The organism is Streptomyces sp. NPDC047022 (genome assembly GCF_040644155.1).
Lineage (GTDB): Bacteria > Actinomycetota > Actinomycetes > Streptomycetales > Streptomycetaceae > Streptomyces.
Map to the genome: position 1 here is coordinate 16,814 of NZ_JBEYVV010000048.1, position 15,598 is coordinate 32,411.

Genomic DNA, 15,598 nt, shown 5'->3' on the forward strand with positions numbered 1-15,598 from the left:
GCTCCCCCGTCGTGTCGTCCTTTCCACTGTTCTGCCCAGAGCGTGGCTCGCACTCACGTTTCCCCAGGAGGGGCTGGGTCGTTGTGATCGTCGTGATGCACGTACACACGCGCGCGCGGCGCGCAAGGGCCGCGCTGACCGCACTGGCCGCGGTACTGACCTGGGCGGCCCTCCTGGCCGGCTGCACCTCCCACGGATCATCCGACGACAAGCCCGGCTCACCGCCCGTGCCCGGCGATGTCATCCGTGTCTTCCCCGGCGACGGCAGCAAGGGCGTGTACGCCGACCGGCGGTTGAGGGTCCTCGTGCCGACCGGCCGGCTGGAGTCGGTGACCGTTGTCATGTCGCAGGACGGACAGGACTGGCCGGTGCCCGGTCATCTCTCTCCCAACGGCAAGGTCTGGGTGCCCGAGAGCCGTCGCCTCGCCCTCGCCGCCAAGTACACCGTCAACGCTGTGGCCCACGACGGCGAGGGCCGCCGCACGGCCCGCCACGCCACCTTCACCACCTTCGTCCCCGGACAGCGGTTCATCGGGTACCTCACCCCCGAGAACAACACGACCGTGGGCACCGGAATGATCGTCTCCGTACAGTTCAACCGGGCGATCGAGGACCGGGCCGCCGTCGAGCGCGCGATCCGCGTGACCGCCCGGCCGGCGGTCGAGATCCGCCCCCACTGGTTCGGCAACGACCGCCTCGACTTCAGGCCCGAGCACTACTGGAAGCCCGGCACGAGGGTCACCGTCGGGCTGCGGCTGCGGGACGTGGAGGGCGCGCCCGGGGTGTACGGACTCCAGTACAAGGACATGTCGTTCACCGTCGGCCGCAGCCAGACCTCGCTCGTCGACGCAGCCGCGCACATGATGCAGGTCCGCCGGGGCGGCAAGCTCATCGCCACGGTGCCGATCACCGCGGGCGGTCCGAAGACCACCACGTACAACGGCAAGATGGTGGTGATGGAGATGCTCGAGGTCACCCGCATGGACAGTCATACGGTCGGGTTCGGCGGCGAGTACGACATCGCGGATGTCCCGCACGCCATGCGCCTGACCGACTCCGGGACCTTCGTGCACGGTAACTACTGGGCCCCCTACGCCCCTGGGCACGTCAACGTCAGCCACGGCTGCGTGGGGCTGCGGGACGTCAAGGGCGGGGACTCCCGGACCCCGGCGGGCTGGTTCTACGAGCGCAGTCTCGTCGGCGACGTCATCGAGGTCGTCCACAGCAAGGACAAGAAGGTCGCTCCCGACAACGGGCTCGGCGGATGGAACATGGGCTGGAGCGCCTGGAAGGCGGGCGGCGCGGTGCGGTAGGGCGTGTCGCCCGAAGGGAGGCCGGGGCACGCGGGGGGCGCACCCCTGTCCTCTCCGTGCGCCTGCGCGCGGTATGGATTTGGGACTGAACGGTGACAATCGGGGGGAGTCATCGAGCCCGGGCGTGAGATTAATCTTGCGCCATGAGCGCGCGGGTCGCGCTGGGGTGCGGGCCTGGTCAGGCCGTGCGAGGGGAGAAAGAGCAACGTGAACGGGCGACCGATATCGGGGGCGTCGGTTGGTGTGAGCCGCAGGGCGGGTCGCAGGCGCAAGGGGCTGTCGGCACTGATATTCGGTGCCCTGCTGCTGACCGCCACCGCATGCGGCGGGGGCGGCGGTTCCGGTTCGGGGAGCGCCGGCGGCAACGGCAAGAGCGATGAGCAGACGGGCAGCAAGCAGTCGCAGGCCGTCGTCACGATCGCCCCGAAGAACGGGGCCAAGGCCGTGGACACCAGCGGAATCCTGAAAGTGACGGCGGCCAAGGGCAAGCTGACCGAGGTGAAGGTCGAGGACGCCAAGGGCCGTCAGGTGCCGGGGACGATATCCGGCGGGGGCACCGCCTGGACGCCCTCGACGCACCTCGCCTCGGCCACCGCGTACAAGGTCCACGCGGTCGCCAAGGACTCCGCGGGCCTGACCTCCGCCGAGGACTCCTCTTTCACCACGCTCACACCGCACAACAGCTTCACCGGCACCTACGAGCCCGACGACGGCACCACGGTCGGCGTGGGCATGCCGTTCTCGATCCGCTTCGACCGGGGCATCACGCACCCGGCCGATGTCCAGAAGGCCATCAGCATCAAGACCGAGCCGGCCGTGGACGTCCGCGGCCACTGGTTCGGCAACGACCGCCTCGACTTCAGGCCCGAGCAGTACTGGAAGGCCGGCACCAAGGTCACCGTGGACATCAACCTCGACGGCGTCGAGGGACGCCCCGGTGTCTACGGCAAGCAGGTCAGGACGGTCCACTTCACCATCGGGCGCAGCCAGGTCTCCACCGTCGACGCCAAGACCGACAAGATGGTGGTCATGCGCGACGGAAAGGTGTTCAAGACCCTTCCGGCCACCACCGGCAAGCCGGGATACGACACCTGGAACGGCCAGATGGTCATCAGCGAGCGCCTCGAAGTGACCCGGATGAACGGCGAGACCGTCGGCTACGGCGGCGAGTACGACATCAAGGACGTGCCGCACGCCCAGCGCCTGACCGACACCGGCACCTTCATCCACGGCAACTACTGGGGCGGCGACGCCTTCGGCAACTACAACGCGAGCCACGGCTGTGTCGGTCTGCGCGATGTGCGCGGCGGATACGACAAGTCGGCGCCCGCCGCCTGGTTCTACGACAACTCGATGATCGGTGACGTCGTCGTCGTGAAGAACGCCCACGACAAGACGGTCGCTCCCGACAACGGGCTCAACGGCTGGAACATGCCCTGGGACGAGTGGATCAAGTAGCACCGCACGGGGCACCCCCTGGGGCACCCCGGTGGAGGACACGGGACCGGACCCGGTGTGTCGCTGTGAGCGAGCACACCGGGTCCGGTCCCGTTAGTGCCCGTTAACCTTCCTGCATGACTGTGACTGTGCATCTCGAAGTCGCCGAGGGTGTGGGCACCATCCGCCTGGACCGTCCGCCCATGAACGCGCTGGACGTAGCCACCCAGGACCGGATCAGGGAACTCGCCGAGGAGGCCACGCGCCGCGAGGACGTACGCGCCGTGGTCCTCTACGGCGGGGAGAAGGTCTTCGCGGCGGGCGCTGACATCAAGGAGATGCAGCGCATGGACCACGCGGCGATGGTCCTGCGCTCGCGCGCCCTCCAGGACTCCTTCTCGGCCGTCGCCCGCATCCCCAAGCCGGTGGTCGCCGCCGTCACGGGTTACGCCCTGGGAGGTGGCTGCGAGCTCGCGCTGTGCGCGGACTTCCGCATCGCCGCCGAGAACGCCAAGCTGGGCCAGCCGGAGATCCTGCTCGGCCTGATCCCCGGCGCGGGCGGCACCCAGCGGCTGGCGCGCCTCATCGGGGCGTCCAAGGCCAAGGACCTCATCTTCACGGGCCGCATGGTCAAGGCGGACGAGGCGCTGACCCTGGGCCTGGTGGACCGGGTGGTGCCCGCCGAGGACGTGTACACCGAGGCGCACGCCTGGGCGGCGAAGCTCGCCCAGGGTCCCGCCATCGCGCTGCGCGCCGCCAAGGAGGCCATCGACACCGGCCTCGAGACGGACATCGAGACGGGTCTCGCGGTGGAACGGAACTGGTTCGCGGGCCTGTTCGCGACCGAGGACCGCGAGCGCGGGATGCGCAGCTTCGTGGAGGAAGGTCCGGGCAAGGCGAAGTTCGTCTGAGCCTGACGGTCCTGACAGTCCTGTCAGTCCGTCATCGTCCATACGGACAAGCCGAGTTCGCGTCCCCCGACCGAGCGGTTTATCCCGGCCTTAAGGCGAGCTTAAGCACCTTATGCCGAGGGATGTTGGGCGACCGAACCCAACTGGCCTGAACACGCAGGTCAGTTGGGTTCTCGGCAAGTTCGACCTGCATCTGGCACATGCCGGGCGCATCGCGTCGGATGCATGCTTCCGAGGGGTGTATTCCGTCGTAACGCCCACGGGCGTCACGGTGGACGGCCATGATGGGGGGCATGGCGGGGCTGGAGGGTATCGAACAGCCGCGGCGGCACAGGGGTGCGACCGCGGCACGCTGGTCACCGGCGATCGAGGACGAACGGGCGCTCGAAGCACTGGAGTTGTTCGGGAATCCCGCGGAGGCGGAGGCGTCACTGCCGTCCCTGCCGGAATCCGCGGCCACGGCACGCCGGCTCACCCAGGTCGTGGTTCTGCGCCACTGGGGGCTCGGTCCGAGGATGACCGAGGACGCGGTTCTGCTCGTGTCCGAACTCGTCGGCAACGCCGTGCAGCACACGGGGGCGCGCACGTTCGGGCTGCGCATGCGCCGCCGCCGGGGCTGGATCCGCGTGGAGGTCCGCGACCCGTCCCGCGGGCTGCCCTGCCTGATGCCGGTGCAGGAACTGGACGTGAGCGGCCGGGGGCTGTACCTCGTGGACAAGCTCGCCGACCGCTGGGGCGTTGATCTGCTGCCGCGCGGCAAGACCACCTGGTTCGAGATGCGGGTGGCCGACCGCTGACGTCGCCGTCACCATATGGCGAAGAGCCGGACTTTGCCCGTGTATGACCAGAACGACGCACCCTTCCGGGCATGCGCTCAATCGCCGGGTTTCGCGCCGAACCCCCCTTAAATGGGAGAGTGAGCACGACTGTCCCTCCCTCTTCCCCGGACCGTGAAACGGGCCCCGCGTCCACGGTGCCCGACCGTCGCACCGCGCTGCGCACGGGCGCGGGACTCGCCGTGTCCGCCGGTGCGTTCACCGCCGCATGCTCCTCCGGCGGGGGCACCGGCCGGCAAGAGCGACCGCGGCGGGCGACCGGTCACCCCGCGGCCTCCCCGAGCGAAGCCGCCCAGCCCCGGGCCTACCCGGACCGGCCCGGTCAGATCGATCACGGCCCGCGCGACCGCGCCCGCGTCGCGCTCACCTTCCACGGCCAGGGTGACCCCCGCTTCGCCCGGTCGATCCTCGGCACGGCCGAGCAGGCGGGCGCGAAGGTCACCGTGCTCGCGGTCGGGAGCTGGCTGGACCAGTACCCCGACATCGCCCGCCGCATCCTCGACGGCGGACACGACCTCGGCAACCACACCCAGCGTCACCTCGGCATCAACACCATGTCCGAGAAGGACGCGCTCGCGGAGATCCAGGCGTGCGCCGACCGGCTGCGGCGGCTGACCGGGTCCATCGGCACCTGGTTCCGGCCCTCCCGGGCCCCGCGCGCCACCCCGCTGGTCGAACGCCTGGCCCGCCGCACGGGCTACCCGCACGTCCTGTCGTACGACGTCGACTCGCTCGACTACACCTCACCGGGCGCCGCCGCCGTCACCCGCAAGGTCGTCGCCGAGGCCCGGGGCGGCTCCGTCGTGAGCCTGCACTTCGGGTACGCGGACACGGTCACCGCCTTCCCCGCCCTTCTGCACGAACTCGACCGCCGCGGCCTGACCGCGGTGACCACCACGGAGCTGCTGACCTGATGTACCCCACGACCCTCACGCGCGTACTGATCGCCGGTGCCGCGCTCACCGCCCTCGCCGGATGCACCGGCGCGACCTCCCACAAGGCCGAGCCCCCGGCGACCAAGGCGCCCGCCGACACGACCCAGCAGCAAAGAGCCGTGCAGACCCTGCCGGGCATGCCGCCCGTGCTCGACCCCAAGGACATCTACACCGCCGACCGTCCAGGGCAGCTCTCCCCGGTGGTCAAAAACTTCCCCGATCGCGTGTACGTCCCCAACACCATCTCCAACACCGTGACCGTCATCGACCCGGCGACGTACAAGGTCATCGACACGATCCCGGTCGGCCGCCAGCCGCAGCACGTCGTGCCCTCCTGGGACCTGAGGACGCTGTGGGTCAACAACGACCTCGGCAACTCCCTGACCCCCATCGACCCGATGACCGGCAAGGCGGGCAAGCCGGTCGCCGTGCACGACCCGTACAACCTGTACTTCACGCCCAACGGCAAGTACGCGGTCGTGATGGCCTCCAGAGACCACCAGCTCGTCTTCCGCGACGCGCACACCATGAAGCTGGTCAAGGCCCTCCCGGCCAACTGCGGCGGCGTCAACCACGCCGACTTCTCGGTCGACGGCCGCTACTTCATCGTCTCCTGCGAGTTCAGCGGTCAACTGCTGAAGGTCGACACCGAGAAGATGAAGGTGATCGGCGAGCAGACGCTGCCGGTCAGGGGCGCCATGCCGCAGGACGTGAAGATGTCCCCGGACGGGCGGCGGTTCTACATCGCGGACATGGTGGCCGACGGCGTGTGGATCCTCGAAGGCGACACCTTCGCCCAGCCGACGCTCCTGTACACCGGCAAGGGCGCGCACGGACTCTACGTCAGTCGCGACTCCCGCGTGATGTACATCTCCAACCGGGGCGAGGGCACCATCTCCGTCTTCGACTTCAAGGAGAACCGGCTGACCGCGAAATGGCGGCTGCCCGGCGGCGGCAGCCCCGACATGGGCGGCGTCTCCACGGACGGCACCGTGCTGTGGCTGTCCGGACGCTACAACTCGGAGGTGTACGCGGTCGACACCCGCACCGGCCGGGAACTCGCCCGCATCAAGGTGGGCACCGGACCGCACGGTCTCGCCGTCTACCCCCAGCCCGGCCGCTACTCGCTGGGCCACACGGGCGTCTACCGCTGACCCTCGCACCGGCTAATCTGACCTGCGTCAGTACGACAGCAAGACAGATTCAAGCGAGACAAAAGGGGCGGATCGGTGGCGGACATCGAGGAAGCACGCAAGCAGTTCGAGCGGATCGATGCGGACGGTGACGGGTTCATCACCGCCGCCGAGTTCAAGTCGGCCCTCGCGCAGGGTGGCGACTGGAACGTGACCGACGCGGTCGCCGAGGCCGTCATCAAGACCCGCGACCTCAACGGCGACAAGGTTCTGTCGTTCGACGAGTTCTGGACGTACCTGAGCAAGTGAGGCGGACGCGAAGGGGTGCACCTCCCGGAGGGAAGGTGCACCCCTTCGCGGCTCATCCTCCGGCCCACTCCCGCAGTGCGGTCTTGCTCGCGAAGTTCGCGACGTCCTCGTCCACGGGGTCGGAGGTGTACTGGTGGAAGCGCCAGGCCGCCTTGATGCGGGGCTGGCCCGCCGTGACGTAGTCGGCGATCCACAGACCGTCCCCGGCGTAGGACGTGGTGTCGATGGTCAGCCAGAAGTTGCGGTTGGTGTAGAGCAGCACGCGGTTGCCGGGCTTGAGCTGCTTCACCCTGCGGATGAAGCTGTCCTTCTCGGCGTTGCTCGCGTGCGTGCCGTCCCCGGTCGTCTCCCAGTCCACGGCCAGCAGATCGCCCGTCCTCTCCGGGGTCCTGGACACGAAGTACTCGGCCTGGTCTGCGATGTTGCCCGGCCACAGGAAGTGGTAGAAGCCGACCACGCAGCCGGCGTCCCGGGCGGTCTTGATCTGGGCGGTGAGTTTGGGGTTCACATACGAACGCCCCTCCGTCGCCTTGATGAAGACGAAGGAGAGGCCGCTCGTGTCGTACGAGGACGACTGGTACGCGCTGACATCGATGCCGTGCAGCATGGGGGGCTCCCTGAGAGGTGCTCGTGGGGGACAGGGACGTATGCCTGTATCACCTTTTCAAAGGCGATATGCCCCTAAAGAGTGCTGCTCAGCCCCGGGCGGTCACCGAACTTAGAACCGACGGCGACTTCGCCGACCAGTCGGAGGTGATCAGGCTGGCGTGTCGCGAGGCCAACAGCGAGAGCCTGGAGGCCACTTCGGCGTCCGTGGGGTTCGTGGAGGAGATCGCGGGCGACACCCCGTCCGCGCCCGTCATGATCAGGATGTAGTGACCGGTGTCGTACCAGGACGTGTCGTAGCCGTTGTTGACGTACGTCGCGGCGTCCCCGTCGAAGAACACGAACCAAGGCCGTATGGAGGCGTCGTAGCGGCTGGTGCGCGGGTCACCGGAGGCGGCGCCGAGGACGGCGGGGAACGCCTCGGCCCTGGAGATGTTCCCGGCGGCGTAGAGGTCGCGCAGATGCTCGCCGTACTCCTGGTCGGTCCAGTAGTGGTCGAAGGGGTTCTTCATCTCGACCGTGCCGGGGATGAGTTCGAACATGACCTTGCCCTTGAGGGCGTCCCGGGAGGGCCAGGCGTTCGCCTTCGCGGCGGCGTCGAGCGTCGGGTACGTGGAGCCGAGCAGGTCGGACGGCTTGTAGACGATGTTGCCGAGCTTCGAGGCCACCAGCGCGTCGAACTGGTCGGGACCGAGACCGCCCTTGCCGTAGAAGCCGACCTTCATCTCCACCTTGAAGACGATCGGCCGGTGGTCGGGGTGCAGCTGGTGCCAGGCGGCGATGTTGTCCAGGCAGCTGCCGAGGTCCTGATCGCGGGCCTTGCTGTAGAGATCGCCCGGGGTCTTCGCGTTCTCGCAGTTGTTGTCGTCGCCCCACGGGTTGCTGTGGCTGACCCGCCAGCGCTTGGTGATGGTGTCGACGTAGACATCCAGTTCGAGCAGCGAGGCACCCGAGTCGAGGGCCTGCGCGAAGTACGTGTACTTGGACTTGTCGTACGCGTTGTGCGTGCCGATCGCGGTCACGTTGGAGTACGTGGGTGCCGCCGTACGGGTGGTGCCCGCCGCCCGGGCGTTGCCCGGCAACGCCATCAGCATCAGGCCGGCGCCTGCGAGTGCCGCCAGCCGTCTCGCCGCTCTTCTCATCGCGCGCATTGGGTCAATTCCCCTTCGCCGTAGTCGAGTTGGCGGCAGCCTAGAGGTGACGTATTACCGTGCGGTAGCCCCGGGAGGAACAGAGGCGCCGGGGGAGCCGCCCCGTGGAAGCGCTGTCGTCCGGCTGTGCGGATGCGATGGTCCGTCGCTGTTGATTGCTCACTCAACAAGCTTGTGGCAAAAGGAAGTTGGCGACTTCGGTCGCTCCTCTCCTTGCTATGATCGCGTTTGCTTGTCGAAGCGGATCGAAGGTGGCACATTCGATCGCCCGCACGCTGTACGGCTCTACCTGGGTAGTTCGCCGGCCGTGAGGGGACGTCGAAGACCGCGACGGTCCTGTGGACACGATCGGGGGATCGAAGCTCCAGGCGGCCGATCGGCGACCCCCGTGTCCCGAGGCGGTCCGCCTTGGCATGCGCTCAGCTGTTGTCGGCCCGGCGGTCGCCCGCATCACCGGTCCCGTGCTCCGTCGTTGTCCCTTCGACCCCATGAAAGAACCGATGAGACACGAAACAGCCGTCGCGGCGTTATCAGGTCTGGCCGCCGCGCTCGTTCTCGCCCTGGGGACGGCCGCGTACCTGGCCCGGCTCGCCACCAGGCGCCGGGCGCAGGCCGCGCACTGGCAGGAGATGGCCAACGCCCAGAACACGGCCCTGGCCATGCTGATATCCCAGGGCCTCGGGGAGATCGCGGGCTCACTGCGGCAACCGCATCCCACCTCACGCGAGTTCGCGGTCGCGGACTGCCTCGCGGGTTCCGCCTTCGTGGAGAACCTCCGTGTGCTCGGCGAACGGTATGTCGCCGATCTGCACCGCATAGGGGTCGAGACGGCCGCCTCGACCCGTGGCCAGGTCGAAGCCGAGGCACGCGAGTCGGCGAAGTCGGCGGTCAAGTCCTTCGCCACCGCCATGGTGAGCACCGGCATCAACGTGAGCAGCGACATCGCCCAGGCCCTGCGCCGCCACCACGACAGTGCCGTCTTCGGGACGCTGACCAGGATCGACCACGGTGTCCAGCAGATGCTTCACCAGGCGCAGTCCTATGTCGTGCTCGCTGGAGGACTGCTCGGACAGAGGTGGCCGACCAGCACACTCACCGACGTCGTCGGGGCCGCCCAAGGAGCGATCTCCGACTACGCGCGCATCCGCCCCTACGCGTCGGACCGGGCGGTGACCGCCCGCATGGTCGGTCCCGTGAAGCTCATCCTGAGCCATCTGCTCGACAACGCCGCCCGCTATTCGCCGCCCCAGACCCATGTGGAAGTGAGCGCCCAGCACGGACACCACGGAGTCACCCTCCTCATCGACGACGCCGGCAAGCGCATGAGCGAGGAGGAACTGGAGCGCGCGAGGCGCATCCTGGACGGCCGTGAGGAGATCGACATCCTTGCCATGGAGGCGCATCCGAGGGCGGGCTTCCCGGTGATCGCGCTCCTCGCCCGCCGCTACGGCATCAAGGTGGTACTCACGGATTCCAACCGCTACGGCGGCATGTGCGCCTCGGTTTTCCTGCCCGAGGACCATCTCACCACCGCCGCGTCCGCACCGGAACCCGCCCCGCCGCCCGTGCGCACCGAAACTCCCGAGCCGCCGGGGCCCGCGCTGACACCGAACGGGCTGCCGACGCGCACACGGCGCAGACCCGCCGGCCGGCAGCAGGTTCCGGCCGCGCGCCGTACGAGCACCGAGCCCGCCCGGCCGTCGGTCATCGGTGCCTGGCAGCAGGCGAGCAGGCAGGCCCGCTCCGCGGCGCTCCCGCCGCACGAACACGCCCAGGACACGGACGCCCGCATCGGCCGCGAGGACGTACGCCAGGGCCGCGACGACGTACGCCAGAGCCGCGACGACGCCTCTGCCGCCTGGGACGACGCCCGGACCGGCTGGGACGACGCCCGCGCCGACCGTGAAGAAAGGCATCCCGACTCATGACGACGCACGCGAACAGGCTCGGCTGGATGCTCGGAGACCTTTCGGGCATGCCCGGCGTCCGCTACGCCGTGCTGCTGGCCACGGACGGCCTCGCCCTCGGCTACTCGGAGCCGGTGGACCGGGACACTGCCGACGCCATCGCCGCGTCGGCCAGCGGCTTCCACGCGATCGGAGTGGCGCTCGCCCCGTACACCGGCGGCTCGGCCAACGGATTGCGCCAGGTCGTCGGCGAGTTCGACGAGGGGCTCCTCTTCGTCAAAAGGGTCGGCCACAACGCCCTGCTGGCCGTCTCGGCGACCGACACGGTGGACGCGGAAGTCCTCACCTACCGGATGAACGGCCTGACCGAGCGCCTCGGTACGGAACTCTCCAGCCCGACGCGACATGAAGCCGGGGGGCCCGGCGGCGAGAGCAGCGGCCGGCCATGAGAGGGCCACGGCGCGACCCTGACATGGTCCGGGCGTATGTCCGGACCCGAGGACACTCGTCTCCGTCCCGCGACGGCCTCACCCTGACGACCCTGGTTCGCGCCCTGGACCGCTCGCCCTACGGACTCGATGTGGAAGCCCGGCGGGTTCTGCGGGTCTGCCAGGGGCCCCTGGTGATCGCCGAGATCGCCGCGCTCCTCGATCTGCCCCCCACCGTCGCCCTCATCGTCGTGTCCGGACTCCTCGACACCGGCCACCTCGACACCCCGGCACCGGCAGAGCAGCCGGGCATCAGCGTTCTTGAGGAAGTGCTCAATGGACTCCGTGCTCTCGTCTGAGCACCTCTATCTCCCCGGCACCGTGACCCGGTCCGCGAAGATCCTCGTCGCCGGCCACTTCGGGGCGGGCAAGACGACGCTGGTGAGCAGCGTGTCGGAAATCCCCCCGCTGACAACGGAGGAGCCGATCACTCAAGCCAGCGCCGGTATCGACGACCTCGCCGGACTGCCCCGCAAGACGGAGACGACGGTCGCCTTCGACTTCGGCCGCCGCACCCTCAGCCCGAGCCTGGCCCTCTATCTGTTCGGCACCCCCGGACAGAGCCGGTTCACCCCTTTCTGGGAGCACCTCTTCAACGGAGCGCTCGGCGCGCTGATCCTCGTCGACACCCGTCGGCTGCAGGACTCCGACACGGTCCTCGGGCTCTTCGAGGAACGCGGCCTGCCCTTCGGCATCGCCGTCAACCAGTTCGAAGGCGCTCCCCGGTACGACCTCGACGAGATCCGCGGGGCCCTCGCCCTCGACGACGACGTGGTGCTCACCTCCTGCGACGCGCGCGACGAAGCGTCGTGCATCCACGCGCTGATCGCGTTCGCCGAATACCTCCACCGAGCAAGCCGACTGGAGCAACTGTCGTGAATATGCCGCGGGCGACATCGCCGGCCGGTCACCACGCGCACACCGGCCAGACGCCCTTCCCGCTGTACACACCCCAGTTCGCGGCCGACCCCTACGGCTGCTACGCACAGATGAGGGAGCGGCACGAGACACTGGCCCCGGTCCTCCTCGACCCCGAGGTGCCCGCCACGCTGGTGATCGGCTACCACACCGCGGTCCGCATCCTCCACGACCCCGTACGGTTCCCAGCAGACCCGCGGGTCTGGCAGCGGGGCGTCCCCCCGCACTGCCCGGTCCTGCCGATGCTGGAGTACCGGCCCAACGCGCTGCGCACCTCGGGGTCCGCCCACGCCCGCTACCGCGCGGTGAACCTGTCCGCCCTCGGCCATCTGCCCCGGCACGAACTGCACGCCCTGGTCGAGCGGATCGCCCTGCCGCTGATCAACGAGATGTGCGAGACGGGCCAGGCGGACCTCCTGACGCAGTACGCACAGCCGCTGGCCTTCCAGGTGCTGGGCGCGATCCTCGGCTGCCCGCCGGAGATCGGCCGGCGTGTGGCCGCCGGGGTGGCCGCGCTGTTCGACCTGGTGGACGCCGATGCGGGCAATGCCATGATCATCGAGGCGCTCGGCGAACTCGTCGGCTTCAAGCGCCGCCATCCCGGCCCGGACATCACCACCGGACTGCTGCTGCACCCGGCACGGCTGGACGACACGGAGTTGGTGCATCAGCTCATCACCCTCTTCGGCGCCGGGATCGAGCCCGAGCAGAACCTCATCGCGAACACGCTGCGGCTGATCCTCAGCGATGAGCGGTATTCCGGCGATGTGCTGCGGGGTAGCCTCAGCGTGCGCGACGCCCTTGACGAACTGCTCTCCGTCGACCCCCCGATCGCCAACTACTGCGCGTCCTACCCACCGAACCCGGTGGAGATCGACGGCGTCTTCCTCCCCGCTCATCAGGCCGTCTTCATCAGCATGGCCGCCTGCAACAACGATCCCGCGGTCGTCTCCGCCCAGCGTCCGGGAAACCGCTCCCACCTGACGTGGGGCGGCGGGCCCCATGCCTGTCCCGCGCAGCCCCTGTCGTACCTCATCGCCCAGACGGCCATCGAACAGATCGTGGACGCCCTCCCCGAGATGGAACTCGCCGTCCCCGCCGACCAGCTCACCTATCGCCCGGGCCCGTTCCACCGTTCCCTGACGGGCCTGCCCGTCCACTTCCCTCCAACGCCGCGCCTCCCCCTGACCTAGGAAGGTCCGACATGAACCGCTCCCTGCACACCCTGCCTCTCGTTCTCGATCCCACCGGCCGTGCCCGTCCGCAGGAGGAAGCGGCGCTGCTGGCCGCCGGTCCCGCCATGCTGGTGGACATCCTCGGCGTGACCGTCTGGTCGGTCCCCGACCCGGCCGTCCTCAAGAGCCTCCTGAACGACCCCCGGGTCTCCAAGGATGCCGGCCAGCACTGGCCGCAGTTCATCAGCGGCGAGATCGCCGAGAAGTGGCCGCTGGTCCTGTGGGTCAACACGCAGAACATGTTCACCGCGTACGGGGACGAGCACCGGCGGCTGAGGCGTCTGGTCAGCAAGGCGTTCACCGCCAGGCGCACCGCCGCGATGACACCGCGCATCGAGCAGATCACGGCCCGGATCCTCGACCGGATGGCCACGACCCCGTCCGGCGAGACCGTCGACCTGCGTGAGGCCCTCGCGTTCCCCCTGCCGATCCAGGTCATCGGCGATCTCATGGGTCTGCCCGAAGAGGTGTGGCCCCGCTTCCGCACCGTGGCGGACGCCGTCTTCGACACCACGCTGAGCACCGAGGAGGCCCGTGAGAACACCGTGGCCCTGTACGGCATCCTCACCGGTCTGGTCGCGTCGAAGCGGACCACGCCCGGGGAGGACCTCACCTCGGCGCTCATCGATGTGCGCGACGAGGAGGGCGACGGTTCCGTTCTCACCGAGCAGGAACTCCTGGACACCCTGCTCCTGGTCATCAGCGCCGGTTACGAGACGACCGTCAACCTGCTGGACCAGGCGGTGACCGCGCTGCTCACGCACCCCGAGCAGTTGGCGCACGTCCGTGAGGGTCGCGCCTCATGGGACGACGTGATCGAGGAGACCCTGCGCTGCCTCGGCCCCGTCAGCCATCTGCCCCTTCGGTACGCCGTCGAGGACATCTCCCTGCCGGAGGGGATCGTGATCCGCCAGGGTGAGGCGATCCTCGCCTCCTACGGCGCTGCGGGCCGTCATCCGGGCCTGCACGGCGACACCGCGGGCGAGTTCGATGTCCTGCGCAAGGACAAGCAGCATCTCCAGTTCGGGCACGGCGCGCACTTCTGCCTCGGCGCTCCCCTCGCCCGCGCCGAAGCGCGCGTCGCGCTCCCCGCCCTCTTCGACCGCTTCCCGGACCTGGCCCTCGCCGTGCGGCCCGAGGAGCTCGAACCCACGATGAGCCTCATCATCAACGGTCACCGGGAGGTGCCCCTGCGGCTGTGACACCCGGACACCCTTCACGCGGTGAGCCCGTCCGGCGGCTCACCGCGTGGCTGCGCCGGCCGCGGACCGGTGGGACCGTGATGTGTGCCGAAGCAGCCCGGTCAGTCCCAGAGGGAGATCGCCAGAACCAGGGCGAGGACCGGGATCAGCAGCCATGGTTCGGCCAGGACGAGGAGCCCGGTGAAGACCAGGGAGAAGTAGGCCAGTGCCTGGGCGGCGCGCCGCCGGGCCTTGCTCTTCTTCGTGCCCTTGTTCTTCTTCGAGACCTTGTCGTGAGGCGCCGCCGCGCCAGGGGCTGCCTTGAGGATGCTGATCCCGGTTCCGGCTCCGGTCGTGGTGTCGATCGCGGTCGTGGTGGCAGTGGCAGTGGCAGTGGCAGTTGCGGGGTTCATGTCGATGTTCGTCATGGCACTCAGCCTCGTCGCGAGAGCACCGTCCTCGCGTCGGTGAAGCCCGCCTATCTAGTAGATTGTCGCGGCTTAATTTTGCTGTGTGGTTGGGTAGAGGTGGCGCAGTTTCACGCGTGCGTCGTCGGTGGTGAAGTGCCAGTCGACTTGGCGCTGGTTGTTGTTGGTGTGCTGCTGCCAGGCGGCGAGTTCGGTGTTGAGCACGGCGAGGTCGCCGATGCGGCGGTCCAGGCACTGGCGGGTGAGGGCGGAGAGCTCGATCTCGGCGATGTTGAGCCAGGATCCGTGTTTGGGGGTGTGGTGGATCTCCAGGCGCTGGGCCAGCGTGAAGGCCTTCTGCGGGTCGAACGCCTCGTAGAGCGAGGCGGTGGTGTGGGTGTTGAGGTTGTCCATCACCAGCACGACCGTGGCGGCGTCGGGATAGTCCACGGTCAGCAGGTGCTCGACCTGGTGCGCCCAGTCGACCCTGGTCCGGCGGGGCCGGGCGTCCACGCGCCGCCATCCGCGCAGCGGCTCGACCCAGCAGAAGATCGAGCAGGTCCCCGAGCGGACGTACTCGTTGTCCTCGCGCCGGTCACGGCCCGGCCGCGCGGGAAGCGGATCGCGGACGTGGCCGAGCAGCTGGTACGGCTTCTCGTCCATGCACACCACCGGACGCGCCGGATCGAGGGGGCGGCGGTAGACCGCCAGGACGTCCTCCATCGCCGCGGCGAAGGCCGCATTCGCGGCGGGCGGGATGGTCCAGCACTTCTTCACGTGAGGACGCAGTTCCGTTTTTTTAACACCCGGCCGATCGTGGAGTGGTCCAGA

General features: G+C 68.9%; 17 protein-coding genes. 13 read left to right on the plus strand and 4 right to left on the minus strand.

Annotation, left to right across the window (positions count from 1 at the left end):
- Nucleotides 1–95: 95 nt before the first annotated feature.
- The 7 genes from ABZ845_RS29810 to ABZ845_RS29840 all read left to right on the plus strand — a co-directional run bounded on the left by ABZ845_RS29810 (nt 96) and on the right by ABZ845_RS29840 (nt 6,874).
- A complete protein-coding gene (locus ABZ845_RS29810; RefSeq protein WP_360985884.1) occupies nt 96–1,313 on the plus strand; it encodes an Ig-like domain-containing protein in 1,218 nt (405 codons plus the stop codon).
- Between the two features lie 207 nt (nt 1,314–1,520).
- A complete protein-coding gene (locus ABZ845_RS29815) occupies nt 1,521–2,771 on the plus strand; it encodes an Ig-like domain-containing protein (protein WP_360985887.1) in 1,251 nt (416 codons plus the stop codon).
- A 122-nt stretch (nt 2,772–2,893) separates the two neighbouring features.
- Nucleotides 2,894–3,661 (plus strand): enoyl-CoA hydratase-related protein, encoded by a 768-nt coding sequence (locus ABZ845_RS29820; protein WP_360985925.1) that lies wholly within the window; start codon nt 2,894–2,896, stop codon nt 3,659–3,661.
- A 293-nt stretch (nt 3,662–3,954) separates the two neighbouring features.
- Nucleotides 3,955–4,458: an ATP-binding protein gene (locus ABZ845_RS29825; protein ID WP_360985890.1), complete on the plus strand. Its 504-nt coding sequence runs from the start codon at nt 3,955–3,957 to the stop codon at nt 4,456–4,458.
- Nucleotides 4,459–4,634: 176 nt separating this feature from the next.
- Entirely contained in the window at nt 4,635–5,411 is a 777-nt protein-coding gene (locus ABZ845_RS29830) for a polysaccharide deacetylase family protein (protein WP_360985928.1), read from the plus strand.
- On the plus strand, nt 5,411–6,586 hold the full coding sequence (locus tag ABZ845_RS29835) for a beta-propeller fold lactonase family protein (protein WP_360985892.1): 1,176 nt from the start codon (nt 5,411–5,413) through the stop codon (nt 6,584–6,586). Before ABZ845_RS29830 ends, ABZ845_RS29835 begins: the two co-directional genes overlap by 1 nt.
- A gap of 75 nt (nt 6,587–6,661) precedes the next feature.
- Nucleotides 6,662–6,874, plus strand: coding sequence for an EF-hand domain-containing protein (locus ABZ845_RS29840; protein WP_360985895.1), 213 nt, complete (start codon nt 6,662–6,664; stop codon nt 6,872–6,874).
- A 52-nt stretch (nt 6,875–6,926) separates the two neighbouring features.
- On the opposite strand, the gene ABZ845_RS29845 is transcribed toward ABZ845_RS29840, so the two are convergent.
- Nucleotides 6,927–7,481 (minus strand): glycoside hydrolase family 25 protein, encoded by a 555-nt coding sequence (locus ABZ845_RS29845; RefSeq protein WP_360985898.1) that lies wholly within the window; start codon nt 7,479–7,481, stop codon nt 6,927–6,929.
- A gap of 88 nt (nt 7,482–7,569) precedes the next feature.
- Nucleotides 7,570–8,622: a phosphatidylinositol-specific phospholipase C domain-containing protein gene (locus tag ABZ845_RS29850; protein ID WP_360985901.1), complete on the minus strand. Its 1,053-nt coding sequence runs from the start codon at nt 8,620–8,622 to the stop codon at nt 7,570–7,572.
- 509 nt (nt 8,623–9,131) lie between these two features.
- Between ABZ845_RS29850 and ABZ845_RS29855 the strand changes: the two genes are divergently transcribed.
- The 6 genes from ABZ845_RS29855 to ABZ845_RS29880 are packed head-to-tail and all read left to right on the plus strand — an operon-like array spanning nt 9,132 to nt 14,381.
- A complete protein-coding gene (locus ABZ845_RS29855; protein ID WP_360985904.1) occupies nt 9,132–10,559 on the plus strand; it encodes an ATP-binding protein in 1,428 nt (475 codons plus the stop codon).
- The gene (locus ABZ845_RS29860; protein ID WP_360985907.1) at nt 10,556–10,987 is read left to right on the plus strand and encodes a roadblock/LC7 domain-containing protein; all 432 of its coding nucleotides are present in this window, start codon (nt 10,556–10,558) and stop codon (nt 10,985–10,987) included. Before ABZ845_RS29855 ends, ABZ845_RS29860 begins: the two co-directional genes overlap by 4 nt.
- Nucleotides 10,984–11,325 (plus strand): DUF742 domain-containing protein, encoded by a 342-nt coding sequence (locus ABZ845_RS29865; RefSeq protein WP_360985910.1) that lies wholly within the window; start codon nt 10,984–10,986, stop codon nt 11,323–11,325. The genes ABZ845_RS29860 and ABZ845_RS29865 overlap by 4 nt, the downstream gene beginning before the upstream one ends.
- Complete coding sequence (locus tag ABZ845_RS29870; RefSeq protein WP_360985913.1) at nt 11,303–11,905, plus strand: ATP/GTP-binding protein; 603 nt, start codon at nt 11,303–11,305, stop codon at nt 11,903–11,905. Before ABZ845_RS29865 ends, ABZ845_RS29870 begins: the two co-directional genes overlap by 23 nt.
- 2 nt (nt 11,906–11,907) lie before the next feature.
- On the plus strand, nt 11,908–13,137 hold the full coding sequence (locus ABZ845_RS29875; protein WP_360985931.1) for a cytochrome P450: 1,230 nt from the start codon (nt 11,908–11,910) through the stop codon (nt 13,135–13,137).
- 11 nt (nt 13,138–13,148) lie between these two features.
- Nucleotides 13,149–14,381, plus strand: coding sequence for a cytochrome P450 (locus ABZ845_RS29880; protein ID WP_360985916.1), 1,233 nt, complete (start codon nt 13,149–13,151; stop codon nt 14,379–14,381).
- Between the two features lie 101 nt (nt 14,382–14,482).
- Here the strand turns inward: ABZ845_RS29880 and ABZ845_RS29885 are convergent, their stop codons facing one another.
- Nucleotides 14,483–14,788, minus strand: coding sequence for a hypothetical protein (locus tag ABZ845_RS29885; protein ID WP_360985919.1), 306 nt, complete (start codon nt 14,786–14,788; stop codon nt 14,483–14,485).
- Nucleotides 14,789–14,860: 72 nt separating this feature from the next.
- On the minus strand, nt 14,861–15,556 hold the full coding sequence (locus tag ABZ845_RS29890; protein ID WP_360985934.1) for an IS630 family transposase: 696 nt from the start codon (nt 15,554–15,556) through the stop codon (nt 14,861–14,863).
- Nucleotides 15,557–15,598 lie beyond the last annotated feature (42 nt).